The organism is Citrobacter sp. Cpo074, assembly GCF_030332745.1.
Taxonomy (GTDB): Bacteria; Pseudomonadota; Gammaproteobacteria; order Enterobacterales; family Enterobacteriaceae; genus Citrobacter; species Citrobacter portucalensis.
Genome location: NZ_JAOWHG010000021.1, coordinates 1 through 2,174, shown reverse-complemented (window position 1 = coordinate 2,174; position 2,174 = coordinate 1). Strand labels below are relative to the sequence as shown.

1 rRNA gene is annotated in these 2,174 nt (G+C 53.0%); it reads right to left on the bottom strand.

Annotated elements, in window-relative coordinates:
• Window positions 1-2,174: ribosomal RNA gene (locus OGX83_RS00665) — 23S ribosomal RNA — on the bottom strand; the annotation flags it as partial.

The window sequence follows — 2,174 nt, the reverse complement described above, 5'->3', positions numbered from 1 at the left end:
GGGGCAAGTTTCGTGCTTAGATGCTTTCAGCACTTATCTCTTCCGCATTTAGCTACCGGGCAATGCCATTGGCATGACAACCCGAACACCAGTGATGCGTCCACTCCGGTCCTCTCGTACTAGGAGCAGCCCCCCTCAATTCTCCAGCGCCCACGGCAGATAGGGACCGAACTGTCTCACGACGTTCTAAACCCAGCTCGCGTACCACTTTAAATGGCGAACAGCCATACCCTTGGGACCTACTTCAGCCCCAGGATGTGATGAGCCGACATCGAGGTGCCAAACACCGCCGTCGATATGAACTCTTGGGCGGTATCAGCCTGTTATCCCCGGAGTACCTTTTATCCGTTGAGCGATGGCCCTTCCATTCAGAACCACCGGATCACTAAGACCTGCTTTCGCACCTGCTCGAGCCGTCACTCTCGCAGTCAAGCTAGCTTATGCCTTTGCACTAACCTCCTGATGTCCGACCAGGATTAGCTAACCTTCGTGCTCCTCCGTTACTCTTTAGGAGGAGACCGCCCCAGTCAAACTACCCACCAGACACTGTCCGCAACCCGGATCACGGGTCTACGTTAGAACACCAGCCATTAAAGGGTGGTATTTCAAGGATGGCTCCATGCAGACTGGCGTCCACACTTCAAAGCCTCCCACCTATCCTACACATCAAGGACCAGTGTTCAGTGTCAAGCTATAGTAAAGGTTCACGGGGTCTTTCCGTCTTGCCGCGGGTACACTGCATCTTCACAGCGAGTTCAATTTCACTGAGTCTCGGGTGGAGACAGCCTGGCCATCATTACGCCATTCGTGCAGGTCGGAACTTACCCGACAAGGAATTTCGCTACCTTAGGACCGTTATAGTTACGGCCGCCGTTTACCGGGGCTTCGATCAAGAGCTTCTCCTTACGGATAACCCCATCAATTAACCTTCCGGCACCGGGCAGGCGTCACACCGTATACGTCCACTTTCGTGTTTGCACAGTGCTGTGTTTTTAATAAACAGTTGCAGCCAGCTGGTATCTTCGACTGATTTCAGCTCCATGAGTAAATCACTTCACCTACATATCAGCGTGCCTTCTCCCGAAGTTACGGCACCATTTTGCCTAGTTCCTTCACCCGAGTTCTCTCAAGCGCCTTGGTATTCTCTACCTGACCACCTGTGTCGGTTTGGGGTACGATTTCGTGTTACCTGATGCTTAGAGGCTTTTCCTGGAAGCAGGGCATTTGTTACTTCAGCACCGTAGTGCCTCGTCATCACACCTCAGCGTTAAAAGGTACCGGATTTACCTGGAACCTCCGCCTACATGCTTAAACCGGGACAACCGTCGCCCGGCTAACATAGCCTTCTCCGTCCCCCCTTCGCAGTAACACCAAGTACAGGAATATTAACCTGTTTCCCATCGACTACGCCTTTCGGCCTCGCCTTAGGGGTCGACTCACCCTGCCCCGATTAACGTTGGACAGGAACCCTTGGTCTTCCGGCGTGCGGGTTTTTCACCCGCATTATCGTTACTTATGTCAGCATTCGCACTTCTGATACCTCCAGCATGCCTCACGACACACCTTCAACGGCTTACAGAACGCTCCCCTACCCAACAACACATAGTGTCGCTGCCGCAGCTTCGGTGCATGGTTTAGCCCCGTTACATCTTCCGCGCAGGCCGACTCGACCAGTGAGCTATTACGCTTTCTTTAAATGATGGCTGCTTCTAAGCCAACATCCTGGCTGTCTGTGCCTTCCCACATCGTTTCCCACTTAACCATGACTTTGGGACCTTAGCTGGCGGTCTGGGTTGTTTCCCTCTTCACGACGGACGTTAGCACCCGCCGTGTGTCTCCCGTGATAACATTCTTCGGTATTCGCAGTTTGCATCGGGTTGGTAAGTCGGGATGACCCCCTAGCCGAAACAGTGCTCTACCCCCGAAGATGAGTTCACGAGGCGCTACCTAAATAGCTTTCGGGGAGAACCAGCTATCTCCCGGTTTGATTGGCCTTTCACCCCCAGCCACAAGTCATCCGCTAATTTTTCAACATTAGTCGGTTCGGTCCTCCAGTTAGTGTTACCCAACCTTCAACCTGCCCATGGCTAGATCACCGGGTTTCGGGTCTATACCCTGCAACTTAACGCCCAGTTAAGACTCGGTTTCCCTTCGGCTCCCCTATTCGGTTAACC